At 67.3% G+C, this 18,073-nt stretch carries 20 protein-coding genes; 13 read left to right on the forward strand and 7 right to left on the reverse strand.

Going from position 1 to position 18,073, the window contains the following annotated elements:
• The first annotated feature begins 146 nt into the window (after window positions 1–146).
• From ACW17Y_RS12865 to ACW17Y_RS12895, 7 genes are all read left to right on the forward strand, one after another.
• The gene (locus ACW17Y_RS12865; protein WP_492036081.1) at window positions 147–881 is read left to right on the forward strand and encodes an SDR family NAD(P)-dependent oxidoreductase; all 735 of its coding nucleotides are present in this window, start codon (window positions 147–149) and stop codon (window positions 879–881) included.
• Window positions 878–1,498: a 2-hydroxychromene-2-carboxylate isomerase gene (locus ACW17Y_RS12870; protein WP_492036082.1), complete on the forward strand. Its 621-nt coding sequence runs from the start codon at window positions 878–880 to the stop codon at window positions 1,496–1,498. Before ACW17Y_RS12865 ends, ACW17Y_RS12870 begins: the two co-directional genes overlap by 4 nt.
• 48 nt (window positions 1,499–1,546) lie before the next feature.
• Complete coding sequence (locus ACW17Y_RS12875; protein ID WP_492036083.1) at window positions 1,547–4,027, forward strand: helicase-related protein; 2,481 nt, start codon at window positions 1,547–1,549, stop codon at window positions 4,025–4,027.
• Between the two features lie 160 nt (window positions 4,028–4,187).
• Complete coding sequence (locus ACW17Y_RS12880; RefSeq protein WP_492036084.1) at window positions 4,188–4,493, forward strand: RNA-binding S4 domain-containing protein; 306 nt, start codon at window positions 4,188–4,190, stop codon at window positions 4,491–4,493.
• An 83-nt stretch (window positions 4,494–4,576) separates the two neighbouring features.
• A complete protein-coding gene (gene fdxA / locus ACW17Y_RS12885) occupies window positions 4,577–4,918 on the forward strand; it encodes a ferredoxin FdxA (protein ID WP_428150406.1) in 342 nt (113 codons plus the stop codon).
• A gap of 313 nt (window positions 4,919–5,231) precedes the next feature.
• Entirely contained in the window at window positions 5,232–5,792 is a 561-nt protein-coding gene (locus ACW17Y_RS12890; protein WP_309627973.1) for a CarD family transcriptional regulator, read from the forward strand.
• Between the two features lie 115 nt (window positions 5,793–5,907).
• Window positions 5,908–6,348: a hypothetical protein gene (locus tag ACW17Y_RS12895; protein WP_492036085.1), complete on the forward strand. Its 441-nt coding sequence runs from the start codon at window positions 5,908–5,910 to the stop codon at window positions 6,346–6,348.
• Between the two features lie 9 nt (window positions 6,349–6,357).
• Here the strand turns inward: ACW17Y_RS12895 and ACW17Y_RS12900 are convergent, their stop codons facing one another.
• Window positions 6,358–6,825 (reverse strand): DUF3617 domain-containing protein, encoded by a 468-nt coding sequence (locus ACW17Y_RS12900; RefSeq protein WP_492036086.1) that lies wholly within the window; start codon window positions 6,823–6,825, stop codon window positions 6,358–6,360.
• Between the two features lie 239 nt (window positions 6,826–7,064).
• On the opposite strand from ACW17Y_RS12900, the gene rpmB reads away from it, so the two are divergent.
• The 3 genes from rpmB to ACW17Y_RS12915 all read left to right on the forward strand — a co-directional run bounded on the left by rpmB (window position 7,065) and on the right by ACW17Y_RS12915 (window position 10,945).
• Window positions 7,065–7,361, forward strand: a complete 297-nt coding sequence (gene rpmB / locus ACW17Y_RS12905; protein ID WP_298162364.1) for a 50S ribosomal protein L28 — start codon at window positions 7,065–7,067, stop codon at window positions 7,359–7,361.
• A 114-nt stretch (window positions 7,362–7,475) separates the two neighbouring features.
• Window positions 7,476–9,224: a M1 family metallopeptidase gene (locus tag ACW17Y_RS12910; protein WP_492036087.1), complete on the forward strand. Its 1,749-nt coding sequence runs from the start codon at window positions 7,476–7,478 to the stop codon at window positions 9,222–9,224.
• An 8-nt stretch (window positions 9,225–9,232) separates the two neighbouring features.
• Window positions 9,233–10,945: a M1 family metallopeptidase gene (locus tag ACW17Y_RS12915; protein WP_492036088.1), complete on the forward strand. Its 1,713-nt coding sequence runs from the start codon at window positions 9,233–9,235 to the stop codon at window positions 10,943–10,945.
• On the opposite strand, the gene ACW17Y_RS12920 is transcribed toward ACW17Y_RS12915, so the two are convergent.
• The 4 genes from ACW17Y_RS12920 to ACW17Y_RS12935 all read right to left on the reverse strand — a co-directional run bounded on the left by ACW17Y_RS12920 (window position 10,906) and on the right by ACW17Y_RS12935 (window position 13,876).
• Window positions 10,906–11,724 (reverse strand): transglutaminase-like domain-containing protein, encoded by an 819-nt coding sequence (locus ACW17Y_RS12920; protein WP_492036089.1) that lies wholly within the window; start codon window positions 11,722–11,724, stop codon window positions 10,906–10,908. The genes ACW17Y_RS12915 and ACW17Y_RS12920 overlap by 40 nt on opposite strands.
• Window positions 11,725–11,831: 107 nt before the next feature.
• On the reverse strand, window positions 11,832–12,392 hold the full coding sequence (locus ACW17Y_RS12925) for an HNH endonuclease (protein ID WP_492023171.1): 561 nt from the start codon (window positions 12,390–12,392) through the stop codon (window positions 11,832–11,834).
• Between the two features lie 120 nt (window positions 12,393–12,512).
• Complete coding sequence (locus tag ACW17Y_RS12930; RefSeq protein ID WP_492036090.1) at window positions 12,513–13,187, reverse strand: trimeric intracellular cation channel family protein; 675 nt, start codon at window positions 13,185–13,187, stop codon at window positions 12,513–12,515.
• A gap of 41 nt (window positions 13,188–13,228) precedes the next feature.
• Window positions 13,229–13,876 carry a DNA-3-methyladenine glycosylase family protein gene (locus tag ACW17Y_RS12935; protein ID WP_492036091.1) on the reverse strand — a complete coding sequence of 216 codons (648 nt, stop codon included), beginning with the start codon at window positions 13,874–13,876 and terminating at the stop codon, window positions 13,229–13,231.
• A gap of 45 nt (window positions 13,877–13,921) precedes the next feature.
• Here ACW17Y_RS12935 and ACW17Y_RS12940 point away from each other — a divergent pair, with 45 nt between their 5' ends.
• The 3 genes from ACW17Y_RS12940 (at window position 13,922) to ACW17Y_RS12950 (ending at window position 16,865) form a co-directional block, all read left to right on the forward strand.
• Window positions 13,922–15,046 (forward strand): JmjC domain-containing protein, encoded by a 1,125-nt coding sequence (locus ACW17Y_RS12940; protein WP_492036092.1) that lies wholly within the window; start codon window positions 13,922–13,924, stop codon window positions 15,044–15,046.
• Window positions 15,043–15,888 (forward strand): tRNA glutamyl-Q(34) synthetase GluQRS, encoded by an 846-nt coding sequence (gene gluQRS, locus ACW17Y_RS12945; RefSeq protein WP_492036093.1) that lies wholly within the window; start codon window positions 15,043–15,045, stop codon window positions 15,886–15,888. Before ACW17Y_RS12940 ends, gluQRS begins: the two co-directional genes overlap by 4 nt.
• 65 nt (window positions 15,889–15,953) lie before the next feature.
• A complete protein-coding gene (locus ACW17Y_RS12950) occupies window positions 15,954–16,865 on the forward strand; it encodes a DMT family transporter (RefSeq protein WP_492036094.1) in 912 nt (303 codons plus the stop codon).
• A gap of 31 nt (window positions 16,866–16,896) precedes the next feature.
• Here the strand turns inward: ACW17Y_RS12950 and ACW17Y_RS12955 are convergent, their stop codons facing one another.
• The gene (locus ACW17Y_RS12955) at window positions 16,897–17,100 is read right to left on the reverse strand and encodes a cold-shock protein (protein WP_077356590.1); all 204 of its coding nucleotides are present in this window, start codon (window positions 17,098–17,100) and stop codon (window positions 16,897–16,899) included.
• Window positions 17,101–17,307: 207 nt separating this feature from the next.
• The gene (locus ACW17Y_RS12960) at window positions 17,308–18,069 is read right to left on the reverse strand and encodes an extensin-like domain-containing protein (RefSeq protein WP_492036095.1); all 762 of its coding nucleotides are present in this window, start codon (window positions 18,067–18,069) and stop codon (window positions 17,308–17,310) included.
• Window positions 18,070–18,073: the final 4 nt, after the last annotated feature.

Raw genomic sequence — 18,073 nt, forward strand, 5'->3', positions numbered from 1 at the left:
CGTGTCGCTGATTCGGTCATGATTCGTTTCGCGCCTGTTCCACCCCATTGTCGTCAGCCGTTAAGCGCAGCCCTGCCCGGAGCGACCATCGCGCGTTGACGACTTAGTTTTGATATGAAACGGTCTTCTCCTCCCGGGAGATCGTCATGTCGTCCACCCCGTCCTGTCTGATCATCGGCGCCGGAGACGGGGTCGGATCGGCCATCGCCCGCGCCTTTGCCCGCGAGTGTCTGGCCGTCTGCGTCACCCGTCGCCCCCGTCATCTGGATCAGCTCGAAGCGCTCGCCGCCTCCATCCGCGCCGACGGCGGTCAGGCCCACGCCTTTGGCGTCGACGCCCGGAACGAGGCCGAAATGATCGCCCTGGTCGACCGGATCGAGGCCGAGGTCGGACCGCTGCAGGTCGTGGTCTTCAACATCGGCGCGAACGTCCGCTTCCCGGTCGTCGACACCACCGCCCAGGTCTATTCCAAGGTCTGGGAGATGGCGGCCTTGGCCGGCTTCTTCACGGGGCGCGAGGCCGCCCGCGTCATGGGTCCGCGCGGCAAGGGCTCGATCCTGTTCACCGGCGCCACGGCCTCGACCCGGGGCGGGGCGGGCTTCTCCGCCTTCGCCGGGGCCAAGGCGGCCCTGCGCCAGCTGGCCCAGAGCCTCGCCCGCGAGATGGGGCCGCAGGGTATTCACGTCGCCCACGTCGTCGTCGACGGCATGATCGACGGGACCTTCGCCCGCTTCATCGCCCCCGACATCCAGACCCTGCTCGACGAGGATGCGATCCTCAAGCCCGACGAAATCGCCAAGAACTACGTCTGGCTGCACAATCAGCAACGCAGCGCCTGGACGTTCGAACTGGACCTGCGCCCATGGAAGGAAAACTGGTGACCCAATCCTCGCCTGGAAAGATCATCGACTTCATCTTCGATTTCGCCAGCCTGAACGCCTACCTCGCCGAGCGCGCCCTGCCGGAGCTGGTCGGTCGGACGGGAGCGACGGTCAATGTCATCCCCTGCCTGCTGGGCGGCATCTTCAAGGCCACCGGCAACCAGGCGCCGTTCAGCGCCTACGCCGGGATCAGGGGCAAGCTTGACTACGAAATGCTGGAGATCCGCCGCTTCGTCGCGGCCCACGGCATCACCGGTTTCCAGATGAACCCCCACTTCCCGGTCAACAGCCTGCTGGCCATGCGGGGCCTGTGCGCCTGCGAACCCGGCGACGAGTTCGACCGTTATCTGGATGCGGTCCTGGCCGGTTTCTGGGAGCGTGGCCTGCCGATGGGCGACCCGGCCGTGCTCGCCTCGGTCCTGACCGAGGCCGGCCTCGACGCAGAACGTCTGATCGCCCTGGCCCAGACCGATGCGGTGAAGGCGAAGTTGGCCGACAACACCGCCGCCGCCGTCGAACGCGGCGCCTTCGGAGCCCCCACCTTCTTCGTCGGGGACGAGATGTTCTTCGGCAAGGAGCGGCTGGGCCAGATTGAGTTTTTGATCAACGGGGTGTGATCGGCTCCGCTTGAGGAACCGCAGGCGAATCGCCACCTTATTGAAACCATGAGCGACCGCCCCACCGGCCTCGCCCCGTCCCGCGTCGTCGCGGTCCTGGGGCCGACCAATACCGGCAAGACCCACCTCGCGGTCGAGCGGATGCTGGGTCACGCCTCGGGCATGATCGGCCTGCCGCTGCGGCTGCTGGCGCGCGAGATCTACGAGCGGATCGTCAAGCTGCGCGGCGCCGCCGCAGTCGCCCTGATCACCGGCGAAGAGAAGATCATCCCGACCCGGCCGCATTTCTGGGTCTGCACCGTCGAGGCCATGCCGCTGGAGCGCGAGGTGGAGTTCCTGGCCATCGACGAGATCCAGCTGGCCGCCGACCCGGAGCGCGGCCACGTCTTCACGCAACGACTGCTCCACGGACGCGGCCGGTTCGAGACCATGTTCCTCGGCGCCGCGACCATGGCGCCCCTGATGCGCCGGCTGATCCCCCATCTGGAGGTCGTCACCCGCGAGCGGCTGTCGAACCTGACCTATGCGGGGTCCAAGAAGCTGACCCGCCTGCCCCGCCGCAGCGCCATCGTCGCCTTCTCGACCGAGCAGGTCTACGCCATCGCCGAACTGATCCGGCGCCAGCGCGGCGGCGCGGCAGTGGTCATGGGCTCGCTGAGCCCGCGCACCCGCAACGCCCAGGTCGCCCTGTTCCAGTCGGGCGAGGTCGACTTCCTCGTCGCCACCGACGCCATCGGCATGGGGCTGAACATGGACGTCGACCATGTCGCCTTCGCCGGGATGCGCAAGTTCGACGGCCGCCGCACCCGCTGGCTCCACGCCCACGAGATCGCCCAGATCGCCGGTCGCGCCGGCCGCCACATCCGCGACGGCACCTTCGGCGTCACGGGCGAGGCCGAGGAGCTGGACGAGGACCTGGTTGAACAGGTGGTCGAGCATCGCTTCGACCCCATCCAGGCCATCGAGTGGCGCAACGCCCGACTCGACTTCGACACCCTGCCCGACCTGCTGCGGTCGCTGGTCCAGACGCCGAACGTTCACGGACTGAAGCTGACCGGACAGGCGCTGGACGAGACCCTCCTGCGCCGCGCCATGCAGGATGACGAGGTCAAGCGGATCGGCCGTTCGCGCGGGACCATCATGCGGCTGTGGGAAGCCTGCCAACTGCCGGACTTCCAGAAGACGACGCTGGAAGAGCATGTCCGCCTGTCGCGCGACGTCTTCCACGCCCTGACCGGCAAGCGCGGCCGGCTGACCGACGACTGGTTCGCGCCCCGCTTCGCCGAGGTCGACCGCGACGACGGCCAGATCGACCAGCTCTCGGCCCGGCTCGCGGGCGTCCGCACCCTGTCCTACATCGCCAACCGCCCCGACTGGCTGGAGGGGAACAAGGGCTGGCGCGACCGCACCCGCGCGCTTGAGGACCGGCTGTCCGACGTCCTGCACGAGCGGCTCACTGCCCGCTTCGTCGACCGCAAGACCACCGCCCTGATGCGGTCCCTCCACGATCATGCCGAGACCATGGCCGAGGTCGCCGACGACGGCGTCGTCACAGTCGACGGCGAGGCGGTCGGCCACTTGGAAGGCGTGCGGTTCGCCGTCGCCTCGGGCGGCTCCGCTCTCGCCGACCGGACGCTGAAGACCGCCGCCCTGCGCGCCGTGGGCCCGGAGATCGCGCGCCGCCTCGGCAAGCTGGCGAGCGACGGCGATCAGGCCTTCTCCGTCACGCCGGACGGCGACGTCCTGTGGTCCGGCGCCCTCGCAGCGAAGATCATCAACACCGAACCCTTCAGCCCCCGCGTGCGCCTGATCGGCGACCTCGGCCCCCAGGCCGCGCGTGACCGGGCCCAGCGCCGCATCGAGGCCTGGCTGGCCTCCGAAGCGGGCCGTGCCCTGCGCGACCTGCGCCGCCTGAAACAGGCCGTCGAATCCGGAGCCCTGAAAGGCCTCCCCCGCGGCATCGCCTTCCGCCTGCTGGAGGCCGGCGGCGTCATCGACCGACGCGACGTGGAGCGCGACCTCGCCGCCCTCAGCCAGGTCGAGCGACGCACGATCAAGACCTTCGCCATCCGCGTCGGGACCCATTCCGTCTGGCTGCCCGGCGCGCTGAAACCGCGCGGCCGCCTCCTGTCCCAGGCCTTCGCCGCCGCCGAACCCTTCCGCGCCAAACCCGGGGGCCTGACCCTGCTGCCCACCCCCGCCCCGTCGATGCGCGCCCTGTCCGCCTTCGGTGTCCGCGCCGCGGGCCGCTGGGCCGTCCCCGTCGAGGACCTCGAACGCGCCTGGGACCTGCGCCGCGAGAGCAAGGGGAACCTGTCCGACGACGCCCTGAAAACCCTCGGCTGGACGGCCGGCGACGCCAAATCCATCTGGACCGCCCTCAAGACCGTCCGCGCCCAACTCCCCGACCGCGAGGGCAAGGCGCCCGTTGTCATCAAGGACTCGCCCTTCGCCAAACTGGCCGAACTGACAGCCCCGCCCCAACCGGCCCGCCGCAAGCGGCCGAAGCGAAAGAAGGCGGCGTTGTGAGCCCGGCCTGGTCGCTTCTCGACGGCCGCCTTCGCAGTATCGGCGAGGGGTTTGGCGGTGTTTGCGGTCGACGGCGCTCTATTTTTGCCGTCCGCCATTTCCGCAATGCGGGCAATCGACCTGATTTTTCTGGCGCAGCAATGACTGCCATTCGCCGCCAATGAGCGACGACAGCGTCCGTGTCGATATCTGGCTCTGGCGCGCCCGGTTCGCCAAAACGCGCGGCGTCGCCGCTGACCTCGTCGAGCGGGGTGCGGTGCGGTTGACGCATCACGGTAAACAGGTCCGGCTCGACAAGCCCAGCCGCTGTGTCCACCCGGGAGACGAGCTGACCTTCGCCGTGAACGGCCGCGTCACCTCTGTGCGGATTGAGGCGCTGGGTGAACGGCGCGGCCCTCCGGCCGAGGCCCGCGCCCTCTATGTCGATCTGGCCGAAGACGAGAGTATTCCTGCAAGCCCCGATTAGCAGCGCTCTGTTGACAGGGGCCCCTCGCGGGGTCATCTGCCGGGCCTCTCCCGCCCCAACCTGACCGTCAGTCCCGCCCGCCCATGACCTACATCGTCACCGACGCCTGCGTGAAATGTAAGTTCATGGACTGCGTCGAGGTCTGCCCCGTTGATTGCTTCTACGAGGGCGAGAACTTCCTCGTCATCGCGCCCGACGAATGCATCGACTGTGGCGTCTGCGAACCCGAGTGCCCCGTCGACGCCATCGTGCCCGACACCGAGGATGAGCCCGACGGCAAATGGCTTCAGGTCAACGCGGAATACGCAAAGTCCTGGCCCAACATCACGGTCAAGGGCACGCCCCCGGCGGACCGCGAGCAGTTCGAACGCGAGACCGGCAAGTTCGAGAAGTATTTCTCGCCCGCGCCCGGCAAGGGCTCCTGAACGGTTTCGACCTCAGGCGAGGCTCCGGGGTCAGGAATAGCGCCGGTTTCGCAAGGGACGCTTGCGACGTTTTGAAATTGCCTCGTTTTGTGATATGTTCCTTCACATTGGGTCGGGCGGTATGCGTTTCATGCGCGCCGCCCGCGTTTGCGACAGAACCTCGTCCATGAAGACGGGGTCGGCCAGAGGTTGGGTGATCCGTTTCCACGATTGACGACTGCATCATTCCGATCGGCGACCCCCGTCGCCGGTCCGGGAGCAATTGTCCGTCGCGCCTTCGATGCCCTCCCCCTGCGTCCGGGAAAGGAATGACATGACCACCAAGAGCGTTCTGGAATTCAAGGTTGGCGATGCAGTCGTCTATCCGGCGCACGGCGTCGGCAAGGTCGCGGCGGTCGAGACCCAGGAAATCGCCGGCATGTCGCTGGAGGTCTATGTCGTGACCTTCGACCACGAGAAGATGACCCTGCGCGTCCCGACCAAGAAGGCGAAGACCGCCGGCCTGCGTTCGCTCGCCGCCGATGACGTCGTGACCAAGGCCCTGACGACGCTGAAAGGCCGCGCCCGCATCAAGCGCACGATGTGGAGCCGCCGCGCCCAAGAATACGAAGCCAAGATCAACTCGGGCGACCTGGTCTCCATCGCCGAAGTGGTCCGCGACCTGCACCGCGCCGATTCGCAGCCGGAACAGTCCTACTCGGAGCGTCAGCTCTATGAATCGGCCCTGGACCGGATGGCCCGCGAAGTCGCCGCCGCCAACCGCATCGACAAGGACGCCGCCGTCCAGCTGCTGTCCAAGTCGCTGAGCGCCAAGAAGGCCGTCATCGCCGCCGCCGAAGCCGCCGAGGCCGAAGAAGAAGCCGAAGCCGCATAATCACGGCGACGCTGCTGATCTGAACGAGGCCCGGTGGCGACACCGGGCCTTTTCGTTTGGGGGACCCGTCGTTAATCGTCCACTGGCAAAGCAACGGCGCCAACGGAGGAAAGAGATGGGACTTGTCACGTGGACGGCTGTCTTCACGCTTCCTGGTCTGCGGGACAGCTCCGACGAAGTCGCGCAATCGATCAACGGCCTGGTCGGCGCATCTCTTCAGAAGAAGCTGCACCCCCAGCTCGCATCGCGAGGGTGGAATTTCGGTGACGCCTTCGCCGAAGACCATGGCTGGCATTCGGAGGCCGCCATTTTCGATGACGGCAAGACCATCGGCGTGTCGTTGGTGACCTGCCCCGAGTTGGACGAAGCCGCGCCGGACGGAAGCGCGCTCGACGATCGCTGGCGGATCGTCGTCGGCCTGGACCTGGGCATGTTCTCCAAGACGAAAACCCGCCGACTTCAGATCCTTACGCGGTTGGCGAGCGACACCGAGACGGCATGCCGGCAACTGGGCGCCCAGAGCTTCGTCTGGGAGGTCGGCGGTTCTCACGCCTGACAGCGTGGCTCAGAAATACTCCGCGCCCGCCGGGCAGACCGCCGCCACACGGCGCGCCGTGATCGAGGCCGGGAGGTAGGGCGTACCGCGCGCCAGCTGCGCCCCGCCGGTGAAGCGGAAACTCTCCTGCTGGTACGAACCGCCGAGACGCACGTTCACGCGACGGCCGCGATGGTCGGTGCAGGTTCCCTCAAAGCGGGCTGTGCCGCCGCCGACGACGCGGGTCGGATAGACGCACTGCCAGCGGCGCGTCGACAGCCCCCCGAAGAAGCGGTTGATTTCGCTGGGCCGCACGCATTTCGTTTCGGTCGAGCGGATGCCCACGGCGCTGGTCGTGTACTCCCAGTAGCCCGGCAGGACCTCGGTCGCTGCGGCCTGCGCATGCAGCGAGGAAGACGGCGCGGCCAGCAGGATCGCACCGGCCAGAGCGGGCGCCGCGACGGCGACGGTGCGCATCAGGAAGGAAGGCAGGGTCATCGTGGATCTCATCCTCGGGACAGTCCCGTGAGCTTAAGCATTGAAACGCGGCGATTGAACGACGCATGAACGCCTGATCGCCGTGACTCGGTTCCGGAGTCCAATCTGGCCTCCAAAGCCTTGACGGCGCGGGATCGGTTCCTCTATACGGCCCCCTCTCGCGCGGGGGTCCACCCTCGCGCGCATTCGTTTCATGCGCTCTCCACCGTTCGGAGCCGCGCCACCTCAAGGATTAGACGATGTCGCGTCGTTGCGAACTTACCGGTGTCGGGCCGATGGTCGGCCACTCGGTCAGCCACTCGAACATCAAGACCAAGCGCCGCTTCCTGCCGTCGCTCAAGAAGGTCAAGCTGGCTTCGGAAGCCCTGGGCCAGTCCTATTCGCTGCGCATCTCGAACGCCGCGCTGCGCACCCTCGACTTCAAGGGCGGCCTGGACCCCTTCATCGTCAAGGCCAAGGACGAGCAGCTGTCGGTCACGGCCCAGCGCATCAAGCGCCAGATCAAGGCCAAGCTGGCTGAACAAGCCGCCGCCTGAGTCCTGACGAACAAAGCATTTGAACGAGGCCGGTGGAGACACCGGCCTTTTTCTTTGCCTGTTGCTCCGTGTCGCCTGTTCGGTAGGTTGGCTCCGAACTCACCGGGGCCTGTCATGATCAAGTTCGCCTGCGCCGCTTCCGCGCTCGTCCTTCTGTCCGCCATCCCGGCGATGGCCCAGGACGCCACGGCGCGTCAGCCGACGGCCTTCACCCTTGAAACCGACAAGCCCCGCTCGCCCGAGCAGGAGGCCGTCCGCCTCGACAAGGCCGATGTCTCCATCAAGGTCCTGCCGGAAACGAAGTCGATCGAAGGAACAACGGTGCTGAACTTCACCGTCCTGTCGCCCATCCAGCGGCTGGCCGTCGAGCTGGACACTCTGTTCACCATCTCCGAGATCCGGCTGGACGGCGAAGTGGTGCCCGCCGGTCGCTGGTCGAACCCCGAGGGGCGAGTGACCGTCGAGGTTCCGGCGGGTCTGGCGACCGGGGCCACCCCGACCCTCACCATCACCTATGCCGGCGTCCCCCGCGTCGCCCCGCGCGCGCCGTGGAACGGCGGCTGGGTCTGGTCTACCGCACCCACGGGCGAGCCATGGATCGGCACGGCGGTCCAGCTGAACGGCTGCGACCTGGTCTGGCCCTGCATCGACAACTCCAACGCCGAGCCCGGCCAGCTGGACATGCACATCACGACCCCGGGCAATGTCTCGGCGCCGGGACCGGGCGTCTTCACCGGTATGGCCGAGAACGCCGACGGGACGAAGACCTGGAGCTGGAGCATCAAGAACCCGAACATCTATGCCGGGATGATCAACGTCGGCCCCTATGAGGAAGTCACTGCGCCGTATCAGAGCCGGTTCGGCAATACGATCCCGATGCACTACTGGCACCTGCGGTCCGACGACCCGGCCAAGGTCCAGCGCCTGTTCGCCGAGTTCGCCCCCATGCTCGACTTCTTCGAATCGACCATCGGCCCCTACCCGTTCGGCGATTCCAAGATGGGGGTGGTCGAGACGCCCTACCTCGGCATGGAGCACCAGACGATCAATGCTTACGGCAACAACTACGAGGTCGAGCGCGAGGGCTACGACACCCTGCTTCAGCACGAGTTCTCACACGAGTGGTTCGCCAACCAGCTGACCAACCGCAACGCCGACGACATGTGGCTGCACGAGGGTCTGGGCACCTATATGCAGCCGCTGTTCGCCCGCTACCTGCACGGCGAGCGCTACATGCAGGGCGAGTTGCAGCGTCAGCGCGAGGGTCTGGTCAACCGCTTCGCCGTGGTCTCCCGGACCAACCGCACGGTCAATCAGGTCTATGGCGGCTCCGAGGGCCCCGGCGGCGACATCTACAGCAAGGGCTCGCTGATCGCCCACACCCTGCGCATGACGATCGGCGATGAGGACTTCTACGAGGTCATCCGCCGCCTGGTGTACGGTCGCCCGGATCCGCGCCCTGGAAATTTCGTCCCGCAAACCTCCTCGACCCGGGAGATGAACGCCATCGTCAACACGGTGACGGGGCAGGACTACGACTGGTTCTTCGACGCCTATCTGTACCAGGCCGCCCTGCCGGTCCTCGCCCGGACGCGCGAGGGCGATCAGCTGACGCTGGCCTGGACCACGGGTGACGGCGGCGCCTTCCCTATGCCGGTAGAGATCGAGATCGACGGACAGGTCCAGACCGTGGCGATGCCGAACGGCCGTGCGACCGTCGCGGTGCCCGCCGCCGCGACCCTGCTGGTCGATCCGCAGAACAAGCTGCTGCGTCAGCTCGACGTGATCGACGACTTCCAGGCCTGGACCCGCGCTGAACGCGAGCGGGCTGCCGCCGAACGGCTCGCCCGCTCGGCCAGTTGAGCCCCGTCATGCGCAACACCCTGACCGCCCTTGCCGTCGCATCCCTGCTGGCGGGGCCCGCATTCGCGCAGGATGCGGTGCAACGCACAACGACCGCCTTCACCCTGATGACCGACCAGCCGCGCACGCCGGAGCAGCAGGCCGTGCGCATCGATCTCGTAGACCTGGCCATCAAGGTGATCCCCGCCGACAAGGCCATCGACGCGACGGCGGCCCTGACCTTCACCGCGACGGCGCCGGTCGCGAGGCTGGTGGTCGAACTGGACACCGTGTTCGATATCTCCGCCGTGTCGGTGGACGGACAGGCGGTGAACGACTGGTCCAATCCCGAGGGGCGGATGACCGTCCCCCTGCCCCGACCGCTGGCCGCGGGTCAGACGACGACACTGCGCATAGCCTATTCGGGGCATCCCCGGGTGGCGCCCCGCGCGCCCTGGTCCGGCGGCTTCGTCTGGGCGACAGCGCCCGGTGGCGAGCCCTGGATCGCCACAGCGGTCCAGGGCGAGGGCTGCGACCTGTTCTGGCCCTGTATCGACAGCCCCCTGGCCGAGCCCGGCCGGGTCGACCTGCACATCACCGTGCCCACCGGTCTGTCCGCGCCGTCGAACGGCCGCCTCATCGGAACCGAGGACCACGGCGACGGCTGGACGACCTGGAACTGGTCGGCGGCACAGCCCAACACCTACGCCGTCGCCCTCAACATCGGCCCGTATACCGAGCTGAAGACCGACTATCGTAGCCGGTTCGGCAACAGCTTCCCGATGTCCTTCTGGCATCTGAATTCCGACGACCCGGCGCGCGCCGCCGCCCTGTTCGCCGAGTTCCCGCAGCAGATGGACTTCTACGAGGCCACCGTCGGCCCCTTCCCCTTCTCGGACGAGAAGATGGGCGTCGTGGAGACCCCGCACCTGGGCATGGAGCACCAGACCATCAACGCCTACGGCAACAGCTACCGGCTGGACGGCAAGGGCTACGACTGGCTGCTGCAGCATGAGCTGGCCCACGAATGGTTCGGCAACCAGTTGACCAATTCGAACGCCGACGACATGTGGCTGCACGAGGGGCTCGGCTCCTACATGCAGCCCCTCTATGGCGCCTGGCTGCACGGCGACCGCTATCTGCAGACCGAACTGGCCGAACAGCAGCAGGGCCTCATCAACCGCTTCCCTGTCGTCTCGGGCGAACTGAAGAGCGAGGGCGAGGTCTATGACGGCGAGGTCGGGCCGGGCAACGACATCTATTCCAAGGGTTCGCTGATCGCCCATTCGCTGCGCATGCTGATCGGCGACGAGGCCTTCTTCCGCGCCGTGACGACCCTGGTCTACGGCCGCCCCGATCCGCGCCCGGGCAATTTCGAGCCCATCTACCGCTCGACACCGGACTTCCTGCGCATCGTCAACGACATCACCGGCAAGGACTACAGCTGGTTCTTCCGCGGCTATCTCTATCAGGCGGCCCTGCCGGCCCTGAACGAGGTGCGCGAGGGCGAGACCCTGAACCTGTCATGGACGACCGGCGACGGCGGCGACTTCCCCATGCCGGTGGAAGTCTCCGTCGACGGCCGGGTCGAGACCGTCGCCATGACCGCCGGCCGGGGCTCGGTCCGCGTCCCTGCCGGCGCCCATGTCGTCATCGATCCGCAGAACAAGGTCCTGCGCCGCCTCGACTTCATCGAGACCTATCAGGCGCGCAGAAGGTCCGATCGCGCCTCGACGGAATAGGCCCCGACCGCTTCTGCGGTGATCGACTGGCGCACCATCTCACAGGTCCCCTGGGTCGACAGGAAAGCAATGTCGGCGGCGTCGCGTCCGCAGGCGATCCGCACCAGCCCCTCGATCGGCGCCAGACCGGTCGGATCGACCAGCCACCAGCCGTTCGACAGCCAGATCTCGAAGATGGCGTGGAAGTCGGGCGGGTTCAGCTGGTGCGCATAGGCGCTGACCGCCCGCGCCGGAATACCTGAAGCCCGGCACAGGGTGATGCCCATGTGGGTGAAGTCGCGACACACCCCCGCCCGGTCGATGAAGGTGCGGGACGCCGTGGTCTCGGAATCCGACACACCGCGCTCATAGTCGATGTTCTCCGTGATCCAGTTCAGGATCGCCAGCACCCGCTCACCTCCCGTTGTCTCGCCGAACTGGCGCTCAACGAACCGGCCGAATTGATCCGAAGGGCAGTAGCGGCTGGGCCAGAGATAGGTCAGCACCTCGGCCGGAAGGTCGTTCCAGTCGTGCTGGGTCACGCCCGGCGGAAGCCCCAGCAGGGAGCCATTGTTGACCACCGCCTCATAGGTCAGGGCGACTTCGCCGCTCAGGCGGGCGCGCAGGGTGCGAGCGCCGAACTCCGTGTCCTCGTCCTCGTGCAGGTCCTGGGTCGGCGTGATCGTCAGCCGCTCCTCCAGGATGTCCTGGCCCGGCCAGTGCGCGACCTGAATCTTGTAGATCGCGTCGGTCGGGGGATCGAAGCGATAGACGAGCTCGGCGCGGACGCGGATTTTCATGGACGACCTGATGTGAGGGGCGAGCCGTCAACGTCGCGTATCGACGACCGTTCCGGATCGGGTCATGTCTTCTAGCAGGTCATGCGGCGCAGGATAGTGGCGCCCCTCTAGGGCTCCAGCTCGATGTCCCAGTAGAGGTAGTCGAGCCAGCTCTGGTGCAGGTAGTGGGGCGGGAAGCGCCGCCCCGCATCCTGAAGCTGGAAGGCGTTCGGCCGATTGGGCGCGCGGCGGATCGGCATGTGGGCCTGCTGCGGCGTCCGCCCGCCCTTCTTCAGGTTACAGGGCGAACAGGCGGCGACGATATTCTCCCACGTCGTGCGCCCGCCCCGGCTGCGAGGAATGACATGGTCGAACGTCAGTTCGGCGGTGTCGCCGCAGTACTGGCAGGTGAAACCGTCGCGCAGGAAGACGTTGAAACGGGTGAAGGCCGGACTGCGGTTCTGATCGACATAGCTCTTCAGCGCGATAACGCTGGGGATCTGCATCTCCATCGACGGGCTGCGCACGACCCTGTCGTAGACGGAGACGACATCCACGCGATCCTGATAGACCGCCTTCACCGCCTCTTCCCACGGCCATAGCGACAGCGGATAGTAGGACAGCGGGCGGAAGTCGGCGTTCAGCACCAGGGCCGGAAAGCCGGACGGCGGCTTGTGAAGGACCTGCATCAGACCCTCCCGCTCACGCCGGAAATCGAGGAAATCGGACTGAAGACGTCTCTCCTTCTCTCTAGTGAAGGCAGCCTATCCGTGATTCGTGCGCACCGCCATGACGGCCGTGCAGCGGTTTCATGACGTGCCCTTTCTGATCAGCCCGCCGGGGAAGGCCGGCAGGCTCCAGCCCCAGGCCAGGGCCCCGGCGCGGAGACCGAAACCGACCGGCGCCGCGATCAATGCGGCCGGCCAGTGATCCAGGCCCAGCTGGCGCGCCACGACATAGAGGGTGGCCGCCAGCAGGGCCGCAGAAATAGTGATCTCCCGCCTCAACAGGATCGACGGCTGCCCCGCCAGGATGTCGCGCACGATGCCCCCGAAGCACGCCGTCAGCGCCCCCATGACGATGCAGATCAGGGGCGGCACGCCGAACGCCTCGGCCTTGGCCGCGCCGAGCACGCCGTAAGCCCCAAGCCCGATCGCATCGAGCCACAACAGCGCCCGGAACCGCCAGGCTCCCGCCCCGACCAGCCACACTGCCATCGCCGAAGCCAGGCAGACAGCGATGTATCTCCAGTCCTGAACCCAGAAGACCGGCGCATCGATCAGCAGATCCCGCAGGGTCCCGCCGCCCACGCCGGTAATGGCGCCGAAGAAGGCGAAGGTGACGAGGTCGTGCTTCTCTCGCGCCGCCGCCAGCGCGCCGGTCGCGGCGAACACGGCGACACCCGCGAAATCGAGCGCGCCCAGCACCGTTTCCGGATGAGCGAGTGCGGGACTCAGAATGTTGGGGTCGACCAGTGCGTTCACGGACTTCTTTGTTTCCCTACCGTCTCGCGCGCGGCGCTCGTCTACTTGAGGGCATGGTCTAGCACGATCTGCCCCTTCTTCACCCCGCCGTACCAGGCCCACAACAGATGGCTGGCCAGCCCCCGGTGCGGCCGCCACACCTCGGCCCGCGCATAGGCGGCCTTCGTATCCGGCCGATGCTCAAGCCGATCGGCCCACTTGATCGCCTCCTGCAGGGCGATATCGCCGCCGGGAAACACATCAAGCCGCCCGTCGCAGATCAGCAGATAGGCTTCCGCCGTCCACAACCCCACGCCCTTCAGCGACACCAGGGCCGCAATCGCAGCCTCGTCGTCGAGCGTCGACAGGTGCTCGAGATCGACCGTCCCATCCAGCTGGGCCCGGGCTATGCCCTGACCATAGGTCGCCTTCTGCCGCGACAGCCCCATGCCGCGCAGACTGTCCAGATCGTGCGCCAGCAGGTTCGCAGGCGTGATCTCGCCCAGTCCCGCCTGCAGCCTCGCCCAGACCGAGGCGGCCGAGGCCAGCGACACCTGCTGATCCACAATCATCCGGAACAGGCCGAGGAAGCCTCTGTCGCCGACCCGCCAGTCGAACGGCGGGGTCTGCTGATGGGCGCGTTCCAGCGCCGGATCGCTGCGAACCAGCGCCTCCCGGGCGACGGCCAGATCTTCGGGCGTAAGAGGCATTCCGGTCCAGTCGACAAACAGCGGGCCGAACCCTAGCGTCCGGTCATGCTCAGTCTGGACGATCTTCTGGCCCCGATCACGCCTTCGGTGTTCCACGCCGACTATGACGACCGGAAACCGCTGCATATTCCGGCTGCGCCGGGCGCGCCGAAACAGACCCTGCTGGACTGGGATCGGTTCAACGCCCTGCTGGACCAGACGGCGATCTGGACGGCTCAGAACCTGAAGGTCCTCTACAACGGCCAGCGAGTGCCGCCCCCCCGGTACTGTCACGACGCCGCAACCGGATCAGGCACGGCGAACCGCCCGTCACCCGCCAAGGTGAAAGTCCTGCTGGCCCAGGGCGCCAGTCTGGTGCTGGATGAGGTGCAGGATCTCGTCCCTTCGATCCGCGCCCTGACCCCCGCGCTCGGCCGCGCCTTCGCCGGTCAGGTCAGCGCCAACCTCTACTGTTCGTTCGGCGGGGTGCAGGCCTTCGGCACCCATTTCGACCTGCATCACGTCTTTGCAGTCCAGTGCGAGGGCGAGAAGGTCTGGACCCTCTATTCCAACCGCGCCGACGCCCCGACGACCTTCCCCATCGACTCAGACGAGACCCGCGCGGCTCTGGCGGCGAACAGGGGACCGGTCATGACCCGGGTGCGGATGCGGCCGGGCGATGTCCTCTACCTCCCGCGCGGCTGGTATCACGACGCACTGGCGACCGAGGGTGCATCGCTGCACGTCACCTATTCGATCACCCCTGCCGACGGGCGCACCGTCTTCGACGTCCTGAAGCGGCTGACACAGGATGACGCCACCTTCCGCCACTTCCTGCGTCCCGCCGGTGGTCCGATCCTGAAAGCCCAGCTCGTCGACATGGGCCGCCGCCTGTCTGCCCTCGCCTCCAGCGACCTCTTTGCCGACGAGATCGCCATGGCCCAGGAACGGCTGATCCCGCGCGAGCCCGGCTACGCCCTGCCCGGCCGCCCGATCCTGACGCTCTACGGTCGTGGCCAGGGTCCGGCTCCGACCGCCTCAGGCCCTGTCGCGGCGGCTCTCGACTGGGCCATGGAACAGCCGCGTCTGGCGCTGGAGGACATGATCGCCCAGTTCGATTTCGTGCCCGAGGCGGACCTACGCGCCATGATCGACGACGCCGTCCGCACGGGCGCCCTGGTCCGCCTTTGAGCTTCGTCACCCGGTTCGCACCGTCGCCGACAGGCCTGCTCCATCGCGGCCACGCCTTTTCCGCACTGACCGCCTGGACGGCGGCGAAGGTGGCCGGCGGTCGCTTCCTGCTGCGGATCGAGGACACCGACTTCACCCGCTGCCGCCCGGCGCATGAGGACGCGATCCTCGACGATCTCGCCTGGCTCGGCCTCGACTGGGAACAGCCCGTCCGTCGTCAATCAGAGCATCGCGCGGACTACGACGCCGCCCTCGACCGGTTGCGCCAGATGGGCGTCCTCTATCGCTGCTTCCGCACGCGCAAGGAACTTATGGCCCTGGCTGGAATGGCGCCGCACGCCGGCGACCCGACCGATGTCCACGCCTTCGCGGGCGGCCCCCTCTCCACCGGGGAAGAAGCCGAAAAGCTCGCCTCCGGCCAGCCCTTCGCCTGGCGTCTGTCGCTCGCAGCGGCGCGCGACCGTGTCGGCGACTTCCACCACCTGACCTGGATCGAAGAAGCCGCCGGTCCCGGCCTGAAAACCGCGACACCCGAGACACTCGGCGACATGGTCCTCGGTCGAAAGGACATCGGCGCCGGCTATGTCATCGCCTCCGTCGTCGACGACGCGCTGCAGGACGTCACCCATGTCATCCGGGGCGAGGACCTGATCGAGACGACCTCGACCCAGCGCGTTCTGCAGGCCCTCCTCGACCTGCCCACCCCCGTCTATCGTCACCACCCTCTGCTGCTCGGCCCTGACGGCAAGCGCTACGCAAAGCGGGACGGCTCGGTGACCCTGGCCGCCCTGCGCGAGGCGGGGGTGACGGCGGAGGCGTTGAAGGCGGAGCTTGGCTTCTAGTTTCCTTATACCTGGCGCGACGGGACAGGGTCGTGTCCTGCCGGAGGAAGGTTTATGCGACCTCTATGCCGACCGCCTCCCCCTCCCGCCTGATACCGCTGCTCGTGGTGCTGGCCTCCGCCAGCATCCTCGGCCTCGCGCCGATCCTGGTGCGCCTGACCGAGACCGGCCCGGCCGCCGCCGGCTTCTGGCGGCTGCTGTTCGCCCTGCCACTCCTGCTCATCCTCGTCGGACGTCCCGGCGGCGAGGGCATCGGACGGCCGTCGAAATGGATGCTTCTGGCGGGGCTGTTCTTCGCGTTCGACCTCAGCTTCTGGCACTACGGCATCGTCATGACCTCGGTCGCGAATGCGACGGTGCTCTGCAACCTGACGCCCGTCGTGGTCACCCTGGTCGGCTGGTTCTTCTTCAAGGAACGGCCCGCCCGGCTGTTCATCCTGGCGCTGGCGCTCGCGATGGGCGGCGCCTTCGCCATGGCGGCGGGCGCTGCGCCGGGTCAAGGGACCAACCCCATCCTCGGCGACATATTCTCCCTGTCCGTGGCCCTCTGGTACTCGGGTTATTTCCTGACGGTGAAACAGGCGCGGACCACGGCCGGCGCCCTGCGCGTCACCTTCTGGGCCACGGTAGCGGGCATTCCAGTCATGGCGGCGGCGGCCTTGCTGCTCGGCGAGGACATGGTCCCCGCCACAGCCGCGGGCTGGGCGGCGTGCGTCGCAATGGGCGTGATGCACGTCGCGGGCCAGGGCGGCGTCGCCTGGGCCTTGGGCAAGCTGCCCGCCTCGATCACCGCCGTGACCATCCTGATCCAGCCGATCGTGGCCGCAGCCCTCGGCTGGATCATCTTCGGCGAGACCCTGGCGCCGATCCAGGCCCTGGGCGGCGCCCTCGTCCTCGCCGCCGTAGTCCTGGCCCAGTGGTCGACCCGGGCCAAAAGCAAAACGGGCGCGGCTCCCGAAGGAACCGCGCCCGCCTGAGTATCGCTTCAGCGACCCCGATCCGTGTGGATCAGAGGAGCTTCAGGTCCACGGCCGAGGTCTTGCCGCGCTGGGATTCCAGCTCGTAGGACACCTTGGCGTTCTCATCGAGGCCCGTCAGGCCAGCCTTTTGCACGGCGGTGATGTGAACGAACACATCGGCGCCGCCGCTTTCGGGCTGGATGAAGCCGAAGCCCTTCGTGGGGTTGAACCACTTGACCGTACCGGTCGCCATTGTTGCGTCTCCATAAACGCGCTTTTCCAGGCGGACGCCCTGTCGAGGGGGTCCGACAATCCATCTGGACAGCTCGTTCAGGCGAAGGAGCGAAACGCGGGTTTGGACCCCACGCGAAATCCGGATTGCAGAGGCGTTTTCCCTCAGCCGCAAAGCCCGGTCAACTGGAAACGATTCGTGCGTCAGGCGAGCGTCTACGGAAGGATTTTACGCGCAGAGACCGCGTGGGGCGCCATCGAGGTGAAGATGATCCTTGTGCGCATCATTGTAGTCGGGCGTCAGGACCGTCGAGAACACCCGGCAGGCCCCGTCCCGCAAGCGTCGCAACAGGCCGGAACCCTCTGTTCCGTTTGGACCTTGCCCGTCCCAGTCCGCCGCCACCGAAACCGTCCGACCATCCGCCAGGGTCACCGATGCGACGTCCAGGGCGTTGGCGCGGGCATGCTCGCTGGGTCGGTCCGAAACCTCTGTCGAACCGTAGATCCGGCGGCAGGAATAGGTGCCGTAATTGTTCACAGCGACGGCGCGGGAGCCGTAGATCGCCTCCGCCGCCGGCTGCAGAACTTGCCGATCCCAGATCACATAGCGGACTGCCAGCGGGCACTGCATGATCAGGCCACCGGGCTTCAGCGCGGTCACCGCCCCGCCCGTGATGGTCACTGCGCCCCGCACCTGACAGAAGCCGCCGTCGTCCCGGTCGTCGGCGCGGCGGACCTCAACGCCGGCGTCGCGCAGGGTCTGGATACAGGCGTCGGTCGCCCCCTCCACCTCTTCCGGCGGCGCGGAGAAAGAGACCTGGAAGTCGGCGACCTTGGCCTCCGTCGCCTGACCCATGGGGGCGTTCAGGTCCAGCGGCTTCCACGGCAGATCCTGAGCCGGAGCGAGCGCGTTCATCAGCGCGAAGGCCGCGCAGACGCCCAGCGCCAGCTCCCACATCAGGTTCCAGAAATCGGCGAAATCACGCTTCATGCCC

This window comes from Brevundimonas sp. AVps7 (assembly GCF_058681545.1).

Excerpts from the sequence above, each read along its gene's own strand:
- ACW17Y_RS12865 (WP_492036081.1), top strand. The coding sequence starts at position 147 with ATGTCGTCCACCCCGTCCTGTCTGATCATCGGCGCCGGAGACGGGGTC.
- ACW17Y_RS12875 (WP_492036083.1), top strand. The coding sequence starts at position 1,547 with ATGAGCGACCGCCCCACCGGCCTCGCCCCGTCCCGCGTCGTCGCGGTC.
- ACW17Y_RS12880 (WP_492036084.1), top strand. The coding sequence starts at position 4,188 with ATGAGCGACGACAGCGTCCGTGTCGATATCTGGCTCTGGCGCGCCCGG.
- fdxA (WP_428150406.1), top strand. The coding sequence starts at position 4,577 with ATGACCTACATCGTCACCGACGCCTGCGTGAAATGTAAGTTCATGGAC.
- ACW17Y_RS12890 (WP_309627973.1), top strand. The coding sequence starts at position 5,232 with ATGACCACCAAGAGCGTTCTGGAATTCAAGGTTGGCGATGCAGTCGTC.
- ACW17Y_RS12895 (WP_492036085.1), top strand. The coding sequence starts at position 5,908 with ATGGGACTTGTCACGTGGACGGCTGTCTTCACGCTTCCTGGTCTGCGG.
- ACW17Y_RS12900 (WP_492036086.1), bottom strand. The coding sequence starts at position 6,825 with ATGACCCTGCCTTCCTTCCTGATGCGCACCGTCGCCGTCGCGGCGCCC.
- rpmB (WP_298162364.1), top strand. The coding sequence starts at position 7,065 with ATGTCGCGTCGTTGCGAACTTACCGGTGTCGGGCCGATGGTCGGCCAC.
- ACW17Y_RS12910 (WP_492036087.1), top strand. The coding sequence starts at position 7,476 with ATGATCAAGTTCGCCTGCGCCGCTTCCGCGCTCGTCCTTCTGTCCGCC.
- ACW17Y_RS12915 (WP_492036088.1), top strand. The coding sequence starts at position 9,233 with ATGCGCAACACCCTGACCGCCCTTGCCGTCGCATCCCTGCTGGCGGGG.
- ACW17Y_RS12920 (WP_492036089.1), bottom strand. The coding sequence starts at position 11,724 with ATGAAAATCCGCGTCCGCGCCGAGCTCGTCTATCGCTTCGATCCCCCG.
- ACW17Y_RS12925 (WP_492023171.1), bottom strand. The coding sequence starts at position 12,392 with ATGCAGGTCCTTCACAAGCCGCCGTCCGGCTTTCCGGCCCTGGTGCTG.
- ACW17Y_RS12935 (WP_492036091.1), bottom strand. The coding sequence starts at position 13,876 with ATGCCTCTTACGCCCGAAGATCTGGCCGTCGCCCGGGAGGCGCTGGTT.
- ACW17Y_RS12940 (WP_492036092.1), top strand. The coding sequence starts at position 13,922 with ATGCTCAGTCTGGACGATCTTCTGGCCCCGATCACGCCTTCGGTGTTC.
- ACW17Y_RS12950 (WP_492036094.1), top strand. The coding sequence starts at position 15,954 with ATGCCGACCGCCTCCCCCTCCCGCCTGATACCGCTGCTCGTGGTGCTG.
- ACW17Y_RS12955 (WP_077356590.1), bottom strand. The coding sequence starts at position 17,100 with ATGGCGACCGGTACGGTCAAGTGGTTCAACCCCACGAAGGGCTTCGGC.
- ACW17Y_RS12960 (WP_492036095.1), bottom strand. The coding sequence starts at position 18,069 with ATGAAGCGTGATTTCGCCGATTTCTGGAACCTGATGTGGGAGCTGGCG.